Genomic DNA, 14,389 nt, shown 5'->3' with positions numbered 1-14,389 from the left:
CCCCAATCCCTGTGGGAGCGAGCCTGCTCGCGAATTCGGTGTGTCATTCGACAAAGATGTTGGCTGATCCGGCGCCTTCGCGAGCAAGCTCGCTCCCACAGGGGATGGCGGGGTGTCAGAAAGGAATTCTTTTGCTGTCATGCCCCGGACTCCTGAATCGCCCGCACCACGGTGTCGAGGTTGCCGGTCATTTCCTTTTCGTACTTGTCGGCGCTGTATTCGCCGTAGGAAATGTGCGACAGCGGGTACAGCTTCACCCCAGACTCACGCTGGATGGTTTCGACGTAGGTCGAAGGGAAATCCATCTCGGAGAAGATCACCTTCACATCGAGTTCGCGCAGTTGGTCGATGGTCTTTTTCAACTGGCTCGGGCTCGGTTCGATGCCATGGGCCGGTTCGACCACGGCCGTCACTTCCAGGCCGAATTCGCGCAGCAGATAGTCATAAGCCGCATGCACCGTGGCCACGCGCAGCTCGGCGTTCGGTGCCTGGGTCATTTTGGCCAAGGCATCGGCGCGCATCTGCCGCAGGCGTTTGCCGTAGGCGCGGGCGTTCTGGGTATAGGTCTTGGCGTTGTCCGGATCGAGCTTGCCCAGCTCGCGGGCAATATTGTTGACCTGAGCAATCGAGGCGCTGATCGACAGGAAGGTATGCGGGTTGACCACTTTGCCGGCGCCGCGCGCGGCGGTTCCGGTGGCGGCCAGCAGCGGCACGTTTTCGTTGGCTTCGATGGTCTTGATGTTCGGCGTTTCGCTGGCGGCGATCATGCGGTCGGCGAAGTCGTCATGGCCGACCCCGTTGAGCACGATCACGTCCAGCCCGCTGATGCGCTTGATGTCTTCGGCGCGTGGCTCGTAGGCGTGCGGGTTGAAACCGGCGGGAATCAGCGGCACCACCTCGGCCTTGTCGCCGACTATGTTCGCCACATAGCTGTAGTACGGGTGCAGGGTGATGCCGATGCGCAGGCGTTTGCCCGGATCGGCGCTGGCCAGCGGGCTCAGCAGGCACGCGCACAGGCCTAACAACAGGGTGCGCAGGAGGGGACGGCGAGGCAGGGAAATAAGCATGGGCAAGCGGTCTTCTCTCGGGTGAAGGCGAAGGTTCAGTGGCGATGCTCGCGGGTCACGCCGGCATCGAACTGCGCGATGATCTGTTTCCAGCCAGCGGCGGACAGCGCGGCGTCGGTCAGCTCGGCGGGCGTCTGCACCCCGGCATCGCGGTTGAGCCAGATGTCCGGCGCGGCAGTGGCGTCGGCGCTCAGCCGCATCAAGAATGAACCGGCGACGGCGGGCGCCTGGCTGTGGCCGAAATAGGCGGTGTCCGCCAGCAATTGCCAGACGTGACCGCCTCGGCTGACCGAACTGGCGTCCTGGACGAACGGGGCGAAACCGTCTTCGGCCAGGGTCGGTGGCGTCGGCAGGCTTTGCTGTTCTGCACGCAGCAGGCGGATTTCGTCGAGGGTCACCCGCAGGTCGGCGTAGATGCCTTGCTCGGCGGCACTCAGGTCGCGCCGCGCATCGAGCTGATGGCTGGCAACCGGTTCCGGTTCATGGGACACCCCGCGCCACGCCACCACCGAGCCGGCGACGGCAAGGATCAGTAAACACAACAGCAGAACGTTAAGGGTTTCATGCCCGGCACCGGCCGGGCGGACGACTTGCGAGGTGGGCGTGCTCATGGGGCCTCGATGTCGGCTTGGTCGATTTCCACGACGTGGCCGGGGCCGGCGTCGAACAGCACGTAAAACTCGGCTGCCGGTTTCTTGAACGTCACGGTCGAGTCGGCGCCGAGCTTGCCCGGCAGCAGAATGGTTTCGTCGTAACCGATCACATCGAGGGTCACCCCTGGGGCGCCGCTGCCGTCGGAGAAGCCGCCGGTGCATTTGATCTGCTCGGCATCAACGGCTTTGCATTCGCACATCGGGTTATGGGCCAGGGCGCCGGCGCTGAAACCTGCGCACAGCATCAGCAACGCGGCGCGCAACCGCAGGCGGGAAGGGCGTTGAACGAGGTTCATGGTTTGGCTCCTTGTTTGGTCAGCCAGGCGAGGGTCGCGGGAGAGGCCTGGCTCAGGGGAATCGAGGCTTGGTGCAGGCTGCCGTCCCAGCCTTCCATGGTGATCCACAGTTCGGCATCGGCCTTGGTCTTTTCCGCCACCGGCAGTTGCGCGCCCATGCGATACGGCGTGCCGAAGAAAATCACCCCGGCGGCGCGCAGGCTGCGCGGTTTGCCGATGCGCAGGTAGGTGGCCTTGACCTGTTCGACACAGGCGTCGCAGAGGGCGGCATTGAAGTCCTTCATGTAGCCGGCGGGGCCGCTCAGGCGCGGTGCTTCATTGCGCAGTTCGGCCAGGCGCAGGCTCCACGGGCCGACCTGGATTTCGCCGACCTCATGTTCACCGAGGCCGACGTCACCGCGAAACAGCGCGGCATCGGCGAAGTACTTGGGCATGAACCCCAGCGGAATCAGCAGCAACAAGGCGTTCAGGTGAAAGCGCCATTTGTGCCAGAAGCGGCGCAGGGCGGACGGTGGGGCAGTGCGATTGGACGGGCTCACAGGCTGACCTCCGCCGGTTCACGGCTGACGCGGGGGCTGCGGGCCTTTTTATTCTCGCGCTTGAGGGCGTTGGCGGTGGCCAGCGCGGTGCGCTTGGTCCAGATCAACAGGCCGCTGAGGACCATCATGCTCAGCAGCAGGCCGAAGAAGAACCAGATCAGTTTGATCCACAGACCGCCGAAATCACCGGTGTGCAGCGGGCGCATCGACTCGGTGACGAACTCCAGCGAAGAGCGGTCAGTCAGCAGTCGGGTGGCGGCCATGTCACCGTTGTACGGGTTGAGCGTGGCGGTCTGGAACATCAGTGGATACCAGCCGCGACCGCCAACGCTCAGGTGACTGTAAGCATTGCCCGGCAGGCTGACGAAGCTGACGTCCAGCCCGGGGATGTGCTGTTCGGCGATCTGTACCGCGCGATCAAGGCTGATTCGCGGGGGAGGACTGGCGTCGTTCGACATCGGTACGCTCTCCCGGGACATGGCGGGAATGATCGGCTCGCTGCTGATGGACACCTGGTTGTCGGCCAGAATGGCCTGAATCAGAAACCAGGTGCCGGTGATCGAGATCACCGCGATGAACCAGATTGACCAGATGCCGCTCAGTCGATGGAAATCGCCCCAGAAGATCCGCGCGCCGTGGCGAAATCGCAGGGTGGGCTTGAAGAAGCCTTTCCAGAATCGTTTGTAGACCACCAACCCGGTGACCAGCGAGGCCAGCATCGGCAGGCCGAGGAATGACACCAGGTACCAGCCCCAACTGAAACCGTTGGTGAACGGCACCAGCCACCAGCCGTGCAGGGCCCGGGTGAACGCCTTGAAGTTGAAGTCCGGCGCCGGGCCTTGAATCACGCCTGTGTACGGGTTGACGTAGACCGTCTGGGTGCGGCCGTCGGGGTAGCTGACCTCGACATCGAGGGCGAAGTGCGACTCGTCGGGACGGCTGATGCTTTCCACCAGCGTCTGCGGTTCGGCCTGTTTGATCGCGGCCAGCACCTGATCGTAACTGAGCCGCGGCGCATCGTCCGACGGTTGGCTGGCGCGCATCTGCGGGTTGGCCAGCCAGACGATTTCCTGGCTGACCACCGCCAGCGTGCCGGTGACACAGACGATCAGGACAAAAAACCAGATCGGCAACGCGAGCCAGCTATGCACCAGGAACCACAGTTTGGAACGGGATTTCTTCGACATGATTGCGCGTCTTGATTTCGATGAAAGGGCACGCGGCTACGGGCTTCGCAGCGCGGGTGTCCGCAAAAAGGCGCGGTCGTGGCGGTTGCCTGTGCGAACGGCCTGCATCTCTATAGGACGGATGAGCCGGACAAATCCCGAAAGGTGATATGAAAGTAAATGTTTCGCACTTCGCAGGGGGCGACGACATCCCCCCTGTAGGAGCTGCGGCACGCTGCGATCTTTTGATCTTGATCTTTTAAAATCAAAAGTCAAAAGGATCGCAGCCTTCCGCAGCTCTTACAGGGACTTGTGTGGTTAGAAGGCTTCGGGTTCGATGCCGGTGAAGCTGTCGACGGTGATATGGCTTCCCAGTTCTCCACCCTCGCGGGCCAGGCCACAGGTCTGCAAACCGGCAGCCTGCGCGGCATCCAGTTCCTCGACGATATCCGACAGAAACAGAATCTCCCCCGGCTCGACGCCAATTGCCTGTTGGATGTTGCGATAGGACTGTTCTTCGCGTTTAGGCCCCGACGTGGTGTCGAAATACCCGCTGAACAGCGGCGTCAGATCCCCCGCTTCGGAACAACCAAAGATCAGTTTCTGCGCCTGGATCGAACCGGACGAATACACAAACAGTTGATAACCGGCCTGATGCCAGCGCTTGAGCGCTTCAACAGCGTCCGGGTAAACGTGGCCTTTCAACTGCCCGGCCTGATAGCCCTGCGCCCAGACCATGCCTTGCAGCGCTTTGAGCGGCGTGGCCTTGCGGTCTTCGGCGATCCAGCTCAGGAGGATTTCCACCACCCGTTCAACATCGGCCTGCGGCTCGTTGCTGTCGCGGCGCACGGCGGCGATCTGCTCGGCGACATCGGCGCGCTCGGCATTCTGCCGCACGAAGTCCGGCAGGTGTCTGGCGGCATACGGGAACAGCACGTCGAAGACGAAACTCACCGCGCTGGTGGTGCCTTCAATGTCGGTGAGGATGACTTTGATCGACATCGGCTCAGTCCTCCAGACGCGGGAAGCGCCCGGCGATATCTTCGCCGGTGAAGTTGGCGACCCAGCCTTCCGGGTTGTTGAACAGGCGAATCGCCACGAAATGCGGGTGCTCGCCCATGTCGAACCAGTGTTTGGTGCCGGCCGGCACCGAGATCAGGTCGTTTTTCTCGCACAGCACCGCGTAGACGTAATCGTCAATGTGCAAAGTAAACAGGCCACGACCGGCGACGAAAAAGCGCACTTCGTCCTCGCCATGGCGGTGCTCTTCAAGGAACTTGGCACGCAGCTCGGCTTTTTGCGGGTGATCGCTGTTGAGGCTGATCACATCGACGGTGATGTAACCGCGCTCGGTCATCAGTTTGTCGATCTGCTCCTGATAGGCGCTGATCACCTCTTCCTGGCTGGCACCGGGCTGGATCTTCGTCGCGGCTTGCCAGCGGTCGAAGCGTACGCCCTGCTCGGCGAGCGTCGAGGCGATGTCTTCGAAATGGGTCAGCACCTTGTTCGGAATCTCGGGGCTGGATACGTGATAAACGGACAGGCTGCTCATGGGCAATTCCTCGGTAACGGCCTTGCCGTCCGGTTCTTGCAGACCGGTCGGGCAGTGCATTTGATCAGGCAAACGGGCGGCTTCTGGTGAAGTCAGCCTTGACGGTTCATGACGCTGCGGGTTTTCAACTCGCATTCAAACAGAAATTCAAAAGCCTCGATCTGCCGCAGCGCATCGCTCATCTGCGCACCCCAGGTGTAGAGGCCGTGGCCGCGAATCAGATATCCGACGCAATCGGGATGGGCGTCGAGCCAAGGCTGCACCTTGGCGGCGAGGCGCGCAATGTCCTGATCGTTGTCGAAGATCGGCACGCGCACCCGGGATTCGTGGGTGGAGATGCCGCTGAAGGCTTTTTGCAGTTCGTAGTCTTCGAACTCGATAAAGTCTTGCGGTGTCAGCCGCGACAGGACCGTGGCGTTCACCGAATGGGTGTGCAGCACCGCACCGATTTCCGTGCGCCAGCTATAGAGCTGGGTGTGCAGCAGGGTTTCGGCGGACGGTTTCTTGCCCGGTTCCAGGCTGTTGCCGGACAGATCCGTGGCGAGCACATCGTCCAGCCCCAACTGGCCCTTGTGTTTACCAGACACGGTCAGCAGCGCTTGGCTCGGCGACAGGCGCGTCGAGTAATTGCTGCTGGTGGCCGGCGACCAGCCGCGACCATAAAGAAAACGCCCGGCGTCGACGATTTGCTGGGCGAGCTGTTCACGCGTAAGGCTCATGGCCTGTCCTCTTGCATACGTGTGGCAATGATAACGGCAGCAGCGAGCGCCGCGAGACTGGCAATACTAAAGGTCAATGTCGCGCCGAGGGCATTCCAGCTGTAACCGGAATACAACGCACCGAGCGCGCCACCGGTGCCGGCCAGCGCGGCGTAAAGCGCCTGGCCCTGACCTTGCTGGCGCGCACCGAAGCTACGTTGCACGAAAGCGATGGCAGCCGCATGAAAGCTGCCGAAAGTCGCCGCGTGCAGCACCTGCGCAAACAACAGCAGCCACAGGAATTCGGCGAACGAACCTAGCAGCAACCAGCGCAGCGCCGCCAGCAGAAAACTCACCATCAGCACCCGACGCAAGGAAAACCGCGCGAGAATCCGGCTCATGGCCATGAACATCAGCACTTCCGCCACTACGCCGACAGCCCACAACATGCCGATCACGCCACGGCTGTAACCGAGTCGTTCAAGGTGCAAGGTCAGAAAGGTGTAATACGGGCCGTGGCTCATCTGCATCAGCGCGACGCAGACGTAAAACGCCAGCACACCGGGGCTGCGCAGTTGCTTGAGGAAGCCTTCGCCGTTTGGCCGGTTACCTTGCGGCGGTTGCGCATTCGGCACCCACAGGCTGCTGAGGACGATACCGGCCATGATCAGCACCAGCGCCGCCGGGTAGATATCGAGACTGAGCCATTCGAACAAGCGCCCCAGCGCGACCACGGTGATGATGAAACCGATCGAACCCCACAAGCGAATCTGGCTGTAGCGCGAGGTTTGTCCCTGCAAATGCGCGAGGGTGATGACTTCGAATTGCGGCAATACCGCGTGCCAGAAGAACGCATGCAGCGCCATGACCATCGCCAGCCAGGCGTAGGTCTTGCTGACGAAAATCAGCGAGAACGTCAGCAGCGTGCACACTGCGCCGAAGCGCACGATGGCCAGGCGTTTGCCGGTGTAGTCGCCGAGCCAGCCCCAGATGTTCGGCGCCACACAGCGCATCAGCATCGGGATCGCCACCAGTTCGCCGATGCGCGCGGGGCTGAAGCGAGGTGATTGAAATACAGCGCCAGAAACGGCGCTGTCGAACCGAGCAAGGCGAAATAGAACAGATAGAAACTGGACAGCCGCCAGTATGGGAGCGCCGCCACGGTCAGACCGCGACGGCTTGGCGATCAACCATCAAAGCTGACCCAGCACCGGCGTGCTGACGCGCACGTCGGCGTTCTGCCCACGGTGACGCAGCAGGTGGTCCATCAGCACGATGGCCATCATCGCTTCGGCAATCGGCGTGGCGCGGATGCCGACGCACGGGTCATGGCGGCCCTTGGTGATCACATCCACCGGGTTGCCGTGGATGTCGATCGAACGGCCCGGGGTGGTGATGCTCGACGTTGGCTTCAACGCCAGGTGCGCAACAATCGGCTGACCGGACGAGATCCCGCCAAGAATGCCACCAGCGTTGTTGCTGAGGAAACCTTCCGGGGTCAGTTCATCGCGATGCTCGGTGCCACGCTGGGCGACGCAGGCGAAACCGGCGCCGATTTCCACGCCTTTCACCGCGTTGATGCTCATCAGCGCGTGCGCCAGTTCAGCGTCGAGGCGATCGAAAATCGGCTCGCCCAGGCCCGGCATCACGCCCTCCGCAACCACGGTGATCTTCGCCCCGACCGAGTCCTGATCGCGGCGCAACTGGTCCATGTAGGCTTCCAGCTCCGGCACCTTATCCGGGTCCGGGCTGAAGAAGGCGTTCTGTTCCACCGAATCCCAGGTCTTGAACGGAATTTCGATCGGGCCGAGCTGGCTCATGTAGCCACGAATGACAATGCCCTGGGTGGCGAGGAATTTCTTCGCAATCGCCCCGGCCGCCACGCGCATGGCCGTTTCGCGCGCCGAGCTGCGTCCGCCGCCGCGATAATCGCGCTCACCGTATTTGTGGTGGTAGGTGTAGTCGGCATGCGCCGGACGGAACAGATCCTTGATCGCCGAATAGTCCTTGGACTTCTGGTCGGTGTTGCGGATCAACAGGCCGATCGAGCAACCGGTGGTGCGCCCTTCGAACACGCCGGAGAGGATTTCGACTTCGTCGGCTTCCTGGCGCTGGGTGGTGTGGCGGCTGGTGCCCGGCTTGCGCCGATCGAGGTCGCGCTGCAGGTCTTCAAGAGAGATCTCCAGGCCCGGCGGGCAGCCGTCGACAATGGCGACCAACGCCGGACCATGGCTCTCGCCAGCGGTGGTGACAGTGAACAACTTGCCGTAGGTATTGCCGGACATGCAGGACGCTCCGTGAAATCAAACCCGAATTCGTGATGCGCGCCAGTATACGCAGGCTAACCGAGTAGTTCATCCTCGAACCTTAGTGGTGTTGGTGAGTCCAACCGGCACCTTGGCGAATGATGGCGTGATGATGCTGCGAGTTCTGATCTTGAGTCTTACCCTGTTGACCGGTTTTGCCCATGCGACTGTCCTGCAGCGCCCGATCTCTCTGGACACCGGCAACGGTGAGCTTTTCGGCTCGCTGTTGCTGCCAAAATCCGACACCCCGGTACCGGTTGTCCTGATCCTTGCCGGTTCCGGTCCTACGGATCGTGACGGCAACAACCCCGATGGCGGGCGTAATGACAGCCTGAAACGGCTGGCCTGGGTGCTGGCCAAACACAACATTGCCAGCGTGCGCTACGACAAGCGCGGGGTCGCTGCGAGCTTCGCGGCCACGCCCGACGAGCGCAATCTGTCGGTGGAGGCCTACGTCAACGATGCTGTGGCCTGGAGCCAGAAGCTGAAAAGTGATCCGCGCTTCGGCCCGCTGATCCTGCTCGGTCACAGCGAAGGCGCCCTCATCGCCACCCTCGCTGCCCCGCGCACGGAGGCTGCTGCGCTGATTTCCCTGTCCGGCAGCGCAAGGCCAGTGGATCAAGTGATTCGCGAACAACTGGCGCGCAGCCTGCCACCACCGTTGATGCTGCGCAGCAATCAGCTGCTCGACAGCCTCAAGGCCGGCCATACCGACGCCAACGTGCCGGCGCCACTGCAACCGATTTTTCGCCCGAGCGTGCAGCCGTACCTGATTTCGCTGTTCCGTCAGGATCCGGCCAAGGCGTTTGCACAGTTGAAGATGCCGGCGCTGATCGTTCAGGGCAGCAACGACATGCAGGTCGGCGTCGGCGATGCACAGGCGCTCAAAGCGGCCAATCCCAATGCCGAACTGGTGGTGATCGACGGCATGAACCACGTCATGCGCATCGTCGCCGCCGATGTGAAGCGGCAATTGGCCTCCTACAAGGACCCGAATTTGCCACTGGCGGCGGAGCTGGGCGGCAAACTCATCGAATTTATTGACGGACTTCGCAGCCGTTAAACGGTGTTTACCCTCCAGTCCTGAAAAAAACGGCCGATAAGCCTTTGTCGCCAGCGTACCGGCTGGCGACAAGCAGGGCTTGGACAGGATCTCGCCGTTATGACTGATACCCAGACTTCACCCGACACCACCGCTGAAAAAGACGCACCGCCAGCGGTCGAGCTGCCATGGGCGGACGTCAGCGTCGAGCACCACAAGATGCTCCGCCTGGCTCCGCTGCAGACTGACCGTCACACCGGTGGCCGGCCGTTGCGTTTTGTCGAATTCGGCTATGCCGAGCGCAACAGCAAAGAGCACAGCCTGATGCGCATGGCAATCAAACTGCCCGGCCAGCGCGTGCGCAAAGAACAGAACCATCTCGATGTGTGGGTCAATCACACCAGCAAGCGTGTACATTTCGGCCCCGACAGCGGCTTGCAGATCGAACCGCTGAACCGTGGCATCGGTCGCTTCCTGGCCGCGCAAGGCATCAATTGGGCGAAAAAGCGCTGGCCCGCCTACACCGTCGACGGCATAGACCTGAACAACAAAGACGCGCTGAATGAAGACACCCGCCTGCGTCGCGATCACTTCTTGCGCGTGCACGGGTTTGACGTGGTCTACGCCGACGCCCAGCATTTGAAGGGCAGCGTCAAAGAGGTGCAGGTCGGTGACTTGCTGGGCGACTGGAACAGCGAGAAGCTGCAGATCGTCGAGATTCTCGAAGCGGCGCAGATGCTGCAGCAGGCCGAGCAGAACCTGGCCGAGCAGGAAGTAAAGCTGAAGAAGCAGGAAGAGAAGGTCAGCAAGTTCAAGCGTGAAGACGCTGGTTTGCGCTTCACCATTACCTGTCTGGTGGCGTTTGCGGTGTTTCAGGCGGGGTTGTTGATCTGGATTGCCACACACCGCTGAAATCAGCGATGACCTGTGGCGAGGGAGCTTGCTCCCGCTCGGCTGCGAAGCAGCCGTAAAACATGCACATGCAGTATGTCTGGTGCACCGTCATTGCATATTTTGGGTCTGCTTCGCAGACCAGCGGGAGCAAGCTCCCTCGCCACAGAAGTCAGTCAGGTCAAACGCGGGAGGCGAACAGGGCCTGATGAGCGCGGCACTGCTCTGCGGTCAGCATGAACACGCCATGCCCGCCGCGCTCGAAATCGAGCCAGGCGAAATCGACTTCCGGGTACAACGCTTCGACGTGCACCTGGCTGTTGCCCACTTCCACGATCAGCAAACCCTTCTCGGTCAGGTGATCCGCCGCTTCGGCGAGCATCCGTCGTACCAGGTTCAAGCCGTCATCACCACAGGCCAGACCCAGCTCCGGTTCGTGCTGGTATTCGTCCGGCATGTCGGCGAAATCTTCTGCGTCAACGTACGGCGGGTTCGACACGATCAGATCGAAACGCTGACCTGGCAACCCGTCAAACCCATCGCCCTGCACGGTGTAAACACGCTCATCGACGCCGTGGCGCTCGATGTTCTGGTTGGCCACCTCCAGCGCTTCGAACGACAGATCGGCCAGCACCACTTCAGCGTTCTGGAACTCGTAGGCGCAGGCGATGCCGATGCAGCCGGAGCCGGTGCACAGGTCGAGAATGCGTGCCGGCTCATCGCCGATCCACGGCGCGAAACGGTTTTCGATCAGCTCGCCAATCGGTGAACGCGGGATCAGCACGCGCTCATCGACGATGAACGACATGCCGCAGAACCACGCCTCGCCCAGCAGGTAAGCGGTCGGAATGCGCTCTTCGATGCGCCGCTTGAGCAGGCGTTGCAGGTTGACCAGTTCGTCGTCTTCCAGCGCACAGTCGAGGTAGCTGTCGGCGATCTCCCACGGCAGGTGCAAGGCACCGAGCACCAGCTGCCGGGCTTCATCCCAGGCGTTGTCGGTGCCATGGCCGAAAAACAGATCCTCCCCATGGAAGCGGCTGACGGCCCAACGGATGTGGTCGCGCAGGGTACGAAGTCGGGAAGTGATCACGGGGCAGAACTCCAGAAAAAACGACTGGCGATTCTACCAGCCAAAACGCCCGCCGACGACGCAGGAAAATCAGCGGAGCGACTGTAGGACCTTTCTGATTTTTGCATCAGCTATTGAACAGAACGTGTAACTTGACAAGGCTGCAGGCCAGTAACGACGGCGCCTACGATGGTAGCGGTTCACAGAAGCGCTCAGCCAGAGGACAATGCCGCAAAAGCCCCACCCCAAGGAGCCCCAGAATGTCCGTTCCAAAAACGATGTTTCAACTCAGCGGCCGCGGTTACGCAGCGGCCACACTGAGCCATGCCACCGTGGTCATCATCGATGCCCAGAAAGAGTACCTCAGTGGCCCGCTGGCCCTGAGCGGCATGGACGCGGCCGTCGCGAACATCAAACAACTGGTCGCTGCGGCCCGTGCAGCCGGTCGGCCGATCGTGCACGTGCGTCACCTCGGCACCGTCGGTGGCCTGTTCGACCCACAGGGCGAACGTGGCGAATTCATCCCCGGCCTTGAGCCACAAGGTGACGAAACCATCATCGGCAAACTGCTGCCGAGCGCGTTCCACGGCACCGAACTGCTCGACCGTTTGCAGAATCTTGGCTCGCTGGACCTGATCGTCTGCGGTTTCATGAGCCACTCCAGCGTCAGCACCACCGTACGCGCGGCGAAGAACCTGGGCTTCCGTTGCACCCTGGTCGAAGACGCCTGCGCCACCCGTGACCTGCCGTTCAAGGGCCGCGTGCTCAGCGCCGCCGTGGTGCAGGAAGCGGAAATGGCGATCATGGCCGACAACTTCGCCACCCTCGCCCTGACTCAGGATCTGATCTGATCTGCTCTGATGAGCGGCTCAGCGCGCCGCTCATCCGCAAAAGCCTCGCATTTGCTTCAATTGCCTTAGCCTCAGGAACAACCCGGTCAACTCCCGGTCGAAGGGCCGATACCCATTGAGGAAGGTCGGAATGAAGTTATCCGATGGATTTGACGCACGCCGCTTGCGGCCCAAAGGCCAAAGCAACTGGCGTTTTCGATTCGGCGCAGCGATCGCCGCCATGCTGGCGACGTTCGGTGTGCTGCTGGCGATGGCCGGTGCCGCCAGCCTGCTGGGACGCCCGCCAGCGCTCGGCGACTTGAATGCCACGCCGATGGGTTCGGCGATCATTCTCGCGGTCGGCTTGTTGTTCCTGTACTTCGGCGTGGCCCTGTGGCGTCGATGCCGGCGTCGCGCCCGGCAATCGCGGGAACTGAACATGTCCCCGCACCTGATGAAAAAAACACGACTGACTGCACGGCCTGGCTTTTTGCCGGGCCGTTTTGTTTCGACTTGGGTAAACTGGCCGCCCTTCGCGGAGGCTGACATGCAAGACGACGATTTTTCCCTGTTCAAAAGTGCGATCCAAGGCGTCAAGCCGATCAAGCACGACCGCGCCGACACCGGCAAACCCAAGGCTGACCGCGCGCAAATTGCCAAGCTGCGCCAGTCCGCCACTGTGCGCACCGACAACACCACCGTGGATGGTCTGTCCGATCAGTTCGTGATCGACGTCGGCCCCGAAGACGAGTTGATGTGGGCCCGCGACGGGGTGCAGGAAAGCCAGATGCGCAAGCTCAAGATCGGCCAGATCCCGTTCGAGGGCAGCCTCGACCTGCACGGCATGAACGTCGAAAAAGCCCGCGAGACCCTCTGGGCCTTTCTCGCCGAAGCAACCCGATTCGAAATCCGCTGCGTGCGCGTCACCCATGGCAAGGCCGTGCGCCTGGACGGCAAGCGGCCGATGATCAAAAGCCACGTCAACACCTGCTGCGCCAGCACCCGCAAGTGCTCGGTTTCTGCTCGTGTCAGGCAAAACACGGCGGTGCCGGTGCGGTGTATGTGATGCTCAAACGCACCATGATGGAAGGCCGCGACGAATAATCGCGTTACACCGAACTTGCAGGGTTGTGTCCGCCACCGTACCCTTGCCCTTTGCGAAAATCCCCACAGGTAGTTTCATGTCCCTGGAACAGAATTACACCGCGATTCTCGGCCAACTGGGCGAGGACGTCTCCCGCGAGGGCCTGCTCGACACGCCAAAGCGTGCCGCCAAAGCCATGCAGTACCTCTGCCGCGGTTATGAACAGACGCTCGAAGAGGTCACCAACGGTGCCCTGTTCAGCTCCGACAACAGCGAAATGGTGCTGGTCAAGGACATCGAGCTGTACTCGTTGTGCGAACATCACTTGCTGCCGTTCATCGGCAAGGCGCACGTCGCCTACATCCCGAGCGGCAAGGTGCTGGGCCTGTCGAAGGTCGCGCGGATCGTCGACATGTACGCCCGCCGCCTGCAGATCCAGGAAAACCTCAGCCGCCAGATCGCCGATGCAGTGATGCAAGTCACCGGTGCGCTGGGCGTGGCCGTAGTGATCGAGGCCAAGCACATGTGCATGATGATGCGCGGTGTCGAGAAACAGAATTCGTCGATGATCACTTCGGTGATGCTCGGTGAGTTCCGCGAAAACGCGGCGACTCGCAGCGAGTTCCTCAGCCTGATCAAGTAATCGGCTGCAGAAAAAACCGGCGTTGATCGCCGGTTTTTTTTCGTCCGTGAAAAATCGGGTAAGCTGCGCGCCCTTCTCTCTTTGCACCGTGAGGCTTTCAACGTGTTCGTAAAAGCGCTTCGTGTCGGCCTTGGCCAACTGATCATCTTCATCGACTTCATCACCCGTCCGGGCAAGAAACAGCGCCCCGCCGAGGTACAGGCGCAAGTCAACGCCGCCGCCAAAGGCCTGACCCTGTATCAGTTCCACGCCTGCCCGTTCTGCGTGAAAACCCGCCGCACCCTGCGTCGCCTGAATGTGCCGGTCGCACTGAAGGACGCGAAGAACAACGAGCAGGATCGCCAGACCCTGCTGGACCAGGGCGGCAAGATCAAGGTGCCGTGCCTGCGCATTGAAGAGAATGGGCAGACCACTTGGATGTATGAGTCCAAGGTGATCATTGATTATCTGGATAAGCGGTTTGCGGCGGTCTGATATTGATGTTGTGTTGCTTATGGCCCCATCGCTGGCAAGCCAGCTCCCACAGTGATCTGAGGCGTTCACAAAACCTGTG

At 61.5% G+C, this 14,389-nt stretch carries 15 protein-coding genes and 3 pseudogenes; 7 read left to right on the top strand and 11 right to left on the bottom strand.

Translation table 11 applies throughout. The annotated features are described in order from the left end of the window. Nucleotides 1-137: 137 nt before the first annotated feature. The 10 genes and pseudogenes from HT737_RS24350 to aroC form a co-directional block, all read right to left on the bottom strand. A complete protein-coding gene (locus HT737_RS24350) occupies nt 138-1,067 on the bottom strand; it encodes a metal ABC transporter substrate-binding protein (protein ID WP_182404162.1) in 930 nt (309 codons plus the stop codon). Nucleotides 1,068-1,102: 35 nt separating this feature from the next. Next, nucleotides 1,103-1,678 (bottom strand): DUF6162 family protein, encoded by a 576-nt coding sequence (locus tag HT737_RS24345; protein WP_182404161.1) that lies wholly within the window; start codon nt 1,676-1,678, stop codon nt 1,103-1,105. Next, entirely contained in the window at nt 1,675-2,016 is a 342-nt protein-coding gene (locus tag HT737_RS24340) for a hypothetical protein (protein WP_182404160.1), read from the bottom strand. The genes HT737_RS24345 and HT737_RS24340 overlap by 4 nt, the downstream gene beginning before the upstream one ends. Next, complete coding sequence (locus HT737_RS24335) at nt 2,013-2,555, bottom strand: hypothetical protein (protein ID WP_047295352.1); 543 nt, start codon at nt 2,553-2,555, stop codon at nt 2,013-2,015. Before HT737_RS24335 ends, HT737_RS24340 begins: the two co-directional genes overlap by 4 nt. Further along, nucleotides 2,552-3,742: a PepSY domain-containing protein gene (locus tag HT737_RS24330; RefSeq protein ID WP_121186451.1), complete on the bottom strand. Its 1,191-nt coding sequence runs from the start codon at nt 3,740-3,742 to the stop codon at nt 2,552-2,554. The genes HT737_RS24335 and HT737_RS24330 overlap by 4 nt, the downstream gene beginning before the upstream one ends. A 297-nt stretch (nt 3,743-4,039) precedes the next feature. After that, the gene (mtnC, locus tag HT737_RS24325; protein WP_095667107.1) at nt 4,040-4,723 is read right to left on the bottom strand and encodes an acireductone synthase; all 684 of its coding nucleotides are present in this window, start codon (nt 4,721-4,723) and stop codon (nt 4,040-4,042) included. Nucleotides 4,724-4,727: 4 nt separating this feature from the next. Continuing rightward, entirely contained in the window at nt 4,728-5,273 is a 546-nt protein-coding gene (locus HT737_RS24320) for an acireductone dioxygenase (protein WP_047293056.1), read from the bottom strand. 92 nt (nt 5,274-5,365) lie between these two features. Next, nucleotides 5,366-5,992: a methylthioribulose 1-phosphate dehydratase gene (locus tag HT737_RS24315; RefSeq protein WP_047292955.1), complete on the bottom strand. Its 627-nt coding sequence runs from the start codon at nt 5,990-5,992 to the stop codon at nt 5,366-5,368. Further along, nucleotides 5,989-7,133 (bottom strand): annotated as a pseudogene (locus tag HT737_RS24310) (MFS transporter). The gene HT737_RS24315 and the pseudogene HT737_RS24310 overlap by 4 nt, the downstream one beginning before the upstream one ends. Nucleotides 7,134-7,164: 31 nt before the next feature. After that, complete coding sequence (aroC, locus tag HT737_RS24305) at nt 7,165-8,256, bottom strand: chorismate synthase (RefSeq protein ID WP_041068866.1); 1,092 nt, start codon at nt 8,254-8,256, stop codon at nt 7,165-7,167. Between the two features lie 130 nt (nt 8,257-8,386). Here aroC and HT737_RS24300 point away from each other — a divergent pair, with 130 nt between their 5' ends. After that, nucleotides 8,387-9,340 carry an alpha/beta hydrolase gene (locus HT737_RS24300; RefSeq protein ID WP_047293054.1) on the top strand — a complete coding sequence of 318 codons (954 nt, stop codon included), beginning with the start codon at nt 8,387-8,389 and terminating at the stop codon, nt 9,338-9,340. Nucleotides 9,341-9,439: 99 nt separating this feature from the next. Continuing rightward, nucleotides 9,440-10,231, top strand: a complete 792-nt coding sequence (locus HT737_RS24295; RefSeq protein WP_182404159.1) for a hypothetical protein — start codon at nt 9,440-9,442, stop codon at nt 10,229-10,231. A 160-nt stretch (nt 10,232-10,391) separates the two neighbouring features. Here HT737_RS24295 and prmB read toward each other — a convergent pair whose 3' ends face one another. Next, nucleotides 10,392-11,300 (bottom strand): 50S ribosomal protein L3 N(5)-glutamine methyltransferase, encoded by a 909-nt coding sequence (gene prmB, locus HT737_RS24290; protein ID WP_047292951.1) that lies wholly within the window; start codon nt 11,298-11,300, stop codon nt 10,392-10,394. Nucleotides 11,301-11,539: 239 nt separating this feature from the next. On the opposite strand from prmB, the gene HT737_RS24285 reads away from it, so the two are divergent. From HT737_RS24285 to HT737_RS24265, 5 genes and pseudogenes are all read left to right on the top strand, one after another. Beyond that, nucleotides 11,540-12,130: a cysteine hydrolase family protein gene (locus HT737_RS24285; RefSeq protein ID WP_003223193.1), complete on the top strand. Its 591-nt coding sequence runs from the start codon at nt 11,540-11,542 to the stop codon at nt 12,128-12,130. Between the two features lie 130 nt (nt 12,131-12,260). Further along, nucleotides 12,261-12,572, top strand: a pseudogene (locus HT737_RS24280) (hypothetical protein); the annotation flags it as partial. An 84-nt stretch (nt 12,573-12,656) separates the two neighbouring features. Then, a pseudogene (locus tag HT737_RS24275) lies at nt 12,657-13,213 on the top strand (Smr/MutS family protein). 77 nt (nt 13,214-13,290) lie between these two features. Next, nucleotides 13,291-13,836, top strand: a complete 546-nt coding sequence (folE, locus tag HT737_RS24270; protein WP_003442011.1) for a GTP cyclohydrolase I FolE — start codon at nt 13,291-13,293, stop codon at nt 13,834-13,836. Nucleotides 13,837-13,938: 102 nt separating this feature from the next. Then, nucleotides 13,939-14,310 (top strand): glutathione S-transferase N-terminal domain-containing protein, encoded by a 372-nt coding sequence (locus HT737_RS24265; RefSeq protein ID WP_007960660.1) that lies wholly within the window; start codon nt 13,939-13,941, stop codon nt 14,308-14,310. Nucleotides 14,311-14,389 lie beyond the last annotated feature (79 nt).

The sequence above is a fragment of the Pseudomonas sp. MD195_PC81_125 genome, assembly GCF_014060985.1.
Lineage (GTDB): Bacteria > Pseudomonadota > Gammaproteobacteria > Pseudomonadales > Pseudomonadaceae > Aquipseudomonas > Aquipseudomonas parakoreensis.
Note: the sequence above shows the minus strand (reverse complement) of the source record. Positions and strands in the feature narration are given on the sequence as shown.

Bases quoted from the DNA above. Each gene is read 5' to 3' on its own strand.
- HT737_RS24340 (WP_182404160.1), bottom strand. From the start codon at position 2,016: ATGAACCTCGTTCAACGCCCTTCCCGCCTGCGGTTGCGCGCCGCGTTG.
- HT737_RS24345 (WP_182404161.1), bottom strand. From the start codon at position 1,678: ATGAGCACGCCCACCTCGCAAGTCGTCCGCCCGGCCGGTGCCGGGCAT.
- folE (WP_003442011.1), top strand. From the start codon at position 13,291: ATGTCCCTGGAACAGAATTACACCGCGATTCTCGGCCAACTGGGCGAG.
- mtnC (WP_095667107.1), bottom strand. From the start codon at position 4,723: ATGTCGATCAAAGTCATCCTCACCGACATTGAAGGCACCACCAGCGCG.
- HT737_RS24285 (WP_003223193.1), top strand. From the start codon at position 11,540: ATGTCCGTTCCAAAAACGATGTTTCAACTCAGCGGCCGCGGTTACGCA.
- HT737_RS24330 (WP_121186451.1), bottom strand. From the start codon at position 3,742: ATGTCGAAGAAATCCCGTTCCAAACTGTGGTTCCTGGTGCATAGCTGG.
- aroC (WP_041068866.1), bottom strand. From the start codon at position 8,256: ATGTCCGGCAATACCTACGGCAAGTTGTTCACTGTCACCACCGCTGGC.
- HT737_RS24320 (WP_047293056.1), bottom strand. From the start codon at position 5,273: ATGAGCAGCCTGTCCGTTTATCACGTATCCAGCCCCGAGATTCCGAAC.
- HT737_RS24300 (WP_047293054.1), top strand. From the start codon at position 8,387: ATGATGCTGCGAGTTCTGATCTTGAGTCTTACCCTGTTGACCGGTTTT.
- HT737_RS24350 (WP_182404162.1), bottom strand. From the start codon at position 1,067: ATGCTTATTTCCCTGCCTCGCCGTCCCCTCCTGCGCACCCTGTTGTTA.
- HT737_RS24315 (WP_047292955.1), bottom strand. From the start codon at position 5,992: ATGAGCCTTACGCGTGAACAGCTCGCCCAGCAAATCGTCGACGCCGGG.
- HT737_RS24295 (WP_182404159.1), top strand. From the start codon at position 9,440: ATGACTGATACCCAGACTTCACCCGACACCACCGCTGAAAAAGACGCA.